This is a genomic window from Flavobacterium sp. ACN2 (assembly GCF_002303885.1).
Taxonomy (GTDB): Bacteria; Bacteroidota; Bacteroidia; order Flavobacteriales; family Flavobacteriaceae; genus Flavobacterium.
The window spans coordinates 1-3,616 of record NZ_MRCM01000036.1; the positions used below are offsets into that span (position 1 = coordinate 1).

A 3,616-nucleotide genomic window follows, 5' to 3' on the forward strand; every position below is an offset into this window, starting at 1 on the left:
ATCAGCAGTAAAATAAAAAAATCGAAAAATGAAAAATGAAAATATTAGTACAAAAAAAAACAATATAATTTTCTTCATTTTATTTAGCTTTAATATATCCATTATAATTATTCATAAAATGATTTGATGTTATTTTTTTTCTTAAATATTTTGACGAACCAAATGGGTCAGTTCCCCATGAGTATACGTCAAAATCTATCTCATCTACTTTGGAGCCTAAAAGACCGGGCTCTCCATAAATAATTTCACCATCGGCGTTTATATGAGAATATACTTTTAATATTCTTTATTTTTTTCGTTTTCATATTCTTTTAATAAATTAAAATTATACAATTCATCATTTATTTTTAATTGCGAATAGTCCAAGAAACATTCACCTCCATTATATCCAAACATTAGCCATCTACTTTTTAAATTGTAAAAGAATCCTGAAATTTTATATTTTTCATTTTTTGTAATAACTTCTACAATATCATCTTTCTTAAATTCTTTCAATGGAATGTGAAAAGAGTAGTAAGTCTCGCTATTGTATATGTTTTTAATTAAAGTATCATCAATAATTTTGTTATTTCTTATTAGTAATATGTTAATTTCATTTACAATACTATTTGTTTCTTTTTCTAAAACAATTAAAGGTTTTTCAGTTATATATTCGGTTTTTTCACATTGAGTTCTATCAATGTTTTCTCTTTCGTGACTGGTAGCAATGCTGTAATATATCCAGCTAATTATAGTTACAATTATTAGAAAAATTATTACTAAGAAAATTAAACAACCCTTTGTTTTTTTTTTCATAATTATTTCATTTTAATATACCCATTATAATTATTAATAAAATGAGAAGATGTTATTACTTTTTTCAAATATCGATTGGTGCCATTTGGATCAGTTCCCCATGTATAAACTTTAAAGTCTATCTCATCCAGTTTCACACCTAAAAGACCTGGTATATAATTCCATATGATTGGAGATTCTAAAACTATCCAATGTAAATCCAATGAAGAGGTGTCCCATATGTCATCTATTAAATCTGAATCTATCATAAGTATCAGTTTGTAACCACTCTTAAATTGGTTATTAATATCATCTATTTTGTTTTTGATATCTAAAGAAGAATAAGCTAATGGTTTTACAGGATTGTACACCCCTTTTGAAACTACATCTTTATATCCTAAAAGCTTTTCACTTAAGGAAGTCATCAATGGAGGCCAATTAATAGCTTGAAATTCTTCATTCCCTCCTTTGTAATCTCGATTATCTGTATTTCGTGTTCCAGCCATTGTTATATAGTCAATTAAGAACATTGGTGTACCGTTATGAGGGAAGTCTTTTCCCATTGGATTTTTCTCCAAAATCTCAATACTTGGTTTTACTGTGTAACTATTAACTGTAGCTACTCCAGTTCTAAAAAGTTCCTTTGCAAATTTTTTATAAGCATCTGGTTGTTCTTTGGCAAATAAATAAAAAATGCATGCCATTCCGCATAAAGAAGTTCCAGATTGATCAATTAGCCAAGGCTTACCATTATCAGTACGCTCTGTTATCTCGCTTTCAACAATCATGCTATCAAACCACTTAAAACGATTATGTTTCCACTCCTTATATTCGGCTTCTTTTTCCTTATTATATACATAAGCACGTAAGTATATAAAGCATCCACACATATCTTCGTCATTGAGGGTAATTTTTATAGAGTTTCCTTTTGCGGTAAGAGGTATTTCCAGCCACTTGTTTTGAGAGGGACTTTCATATTTAATCATCCATTTAATAGTTGATAGATTGTTAGGAGGATCTTTCATATAACTTTTTACTCTAAAATGATATGTGTTTCCGAAAATCATTCCCTGCTGTGTTTTACCCGATTTGTTATTCGCAGAGCCAAGATCTAAGGCTGTTAAAAGTTCAATTTCTTTAACAGCTCCATCCATAAGTTTTAAAGGAGGTTTCTGTGGTTCACCATAACTATAGCTTTCGGCAAAATATTCAATTTTACCATTAGAGTTGTGTTCAATTCCTCCTTTGGCATAAACTCTGGAAGTTCCTCCAGTTTTTTCTATTATGTTTCCTTTTACTCTAATATATTCTGACATAGTTTATTTTTCTTCGGTTATGGTATAGGTTAAAAAATCTATAGCATGAAACTGCCCATCAGCATAAAAGGTTTTGTTGGCAATTTCTTCTATTTGTTCTTTTGGCATCATGATAATGAGACTGCCATCTGATTTTCGAATTTCATCCCTCTTGCTGGCGCGAGCGTCTCGCTCGTGCATTTGCAAGATTTGTCTATAATTCTGTCATTCTTTGTGTTCACGAGCGGGACGCTCGCGCCGGCAGGGGGGCATCTTTAGGCTGACAGCTGGCAAATAAACCAATGATTAAAAAGCAGTATATAAAAAATCTAACTTTTTTTGGGCATATATTTCTCGCTTATAAATTATTTTTCCTGCCAATAATCTAATTCTGGAAACTCAATAGGTTCTCTGCCTTGCCATTTAGGGAATACAAAATCTTTAGGTAATATATACTCTGGAGATAATTGTTTGCCCAATTTATAATCATATCTCCCAAGTCTAAATTTCATGATGGTTTTTTTTCTACTTTTTCCAAGCAACATAATTTTGCCCTCAACTAAATCTTTATGATTGTCTTTTTCAATAGCAACTAATAGCCTATTATAACATCCCGTCTTCAAAAAATCTTCAAAATTTTGAGGTAAAATTATTGTGCCATCATACCATTGTCTTTCTTTGTAATTCTCTTCATTTGTATACCATTGAATATATAATTGAACAGGAGATTTATGTTTTTCATGAATAATTTTATTAGTTTTTATTTCTTTTGCGTCCCAAGGTATAAATGAATCAAATTTATCTACAGAAAACCAGGATCCATCTTTAGAATTTAATGTCATATGGTATCCATATTCGGATTCTTTACTTGTAAACGCTACATCATAATCGTATTCTTTTTCTCCTTTTTCCCAAACTGAATAAGGAACGCCATGTAAGTAGATGTATGTTAAAATCTCTTTTGCTTCTTGTCCTTTAGAAGTCCATAACGTTATACTGTTTGGATCGAGTCGCTGTGCTTGCCCAACTTTTTTAGCTTTAAATTTCTCAATTTCAGTAAGAGTTCTATCTGCCTGCATCCATATTGTAATATTACCGCCAGGAGCAGTTCCTGCAATTATAAGAGAATATTCTTCTCTATTTTTTTGGTTGTCTAAAACACCTTTCTTAAACAGCATTAACATTTTTTGTCTTGGCAGTTTAAAACCGCCCTCATACTGTATTAAGTCAAATGCGCATCTCCATTTCACAAAGACACTATCAGGTACAGGCTTAAATTGATCTCCTCCAACATAATTTCCCATTGTTATGCCCCAACCTTGTCCATCTCCAATATTTATTGAAGTTCCTGCGATACTTTTTCCTTTATAAAAATATTCGACAAACGGTGTTGCTAAATAATTTTTTGGCGCAGAAATGCCAGCATTCCAGTCAAATGTATCTTTAGGCTGACAGCTTGCAAGTAAACCGATAATTAAAAAACAGCATAAAAAAAATCTAACTTTTGGGTACATATATTTCTCGCTTATAAATTACTTTATCCTCTT

General features: G+C 31.0%; 4 protein-coding genes. All 4 read right to left on the reverse strand.

Going from position 1 to position 3,616, the window contains the following annotated elements; genetic code table 11:
- Nucleotides 1-276: 276 nt before the first annotated feature.
- Complete coding sequence (locus BSF41_RS23420) at nt 277-795, reverse strand: hypothetical protein (RefSeq protein ID WP_095931895.1); 519 nt, start codon at nt 793-795, stop codon at nt 277-279.
- Nucleotides 796-797: 2 nt separating this feature from the next.
- Complete coding sequence (locus tag BSF41_RS23425) at nt 798-2,090, reverse strand: hypothetical protein (RefSeq protein ID WP_095931896.1); 1,293 nt, start codon at nt 2,088-2,090, stop codon at nt 798-800.
- 3 nt (nt 2,091-2,093) lie between these two features.
- Nucleotides 2,094-2,270 carry a hypothetical protein gene (locus BSF41_RS23860; RefSeq protein WP_172426971.1) on the reverse strand — a complete coding sequence of 59 codons (177 nt, stop codon included), beginning with the start codon at nt 2,268-2,270 and terminating at the stop codon, nt 2,094-2,096.
- A 164-nt stretch (nt 2,271-2,434) separates the two neighbouring features.
- Nucleotides 2,435-3,583: a DUF2931 family protein gene (locus BSF41_RS23430; RefSeq protein ID WP_095931897.1), complete on the reverse strand. Its 1,149-nt coding sequence runs from the start codon at nt 3,581-3,583 to the stop codon at nt 2,435-2,437.
- Nucleotides 3,584-3,616 lie beyond the last annotated feature (33 nt).

Coding starts and splice junctions, on each gene's coding strand:
- BSF41_RS23425 (WP_095931896.1), bottom strand. CDS start 2,090: ATGTCAGAATATATTAGAGTAAAAGGAAACATAATAGAAAAAACTGGA.
- BSF41_RS23420 (WP_095931895.1), bottom strand. CDS start 795: ATGAAAAAAAAAACAAAGGGTTGTTTAATTTTCTTAGTAATAATTTTT.
- BSF41_RS23430 (WP_095931897.1), bottom strand. CDS start 3,583: ATGTACCCAAAAGTTAGATTTTTTTTATGCTGTTTTTTAATTATCGGT.
- BSF41_RS23860 (WP_172426971.1), bottom strand. CDS start 2,270: ATGCACGAGCGAGACGCTCGCGCCAGCAAGAGGGATGAAATTCGAAAA.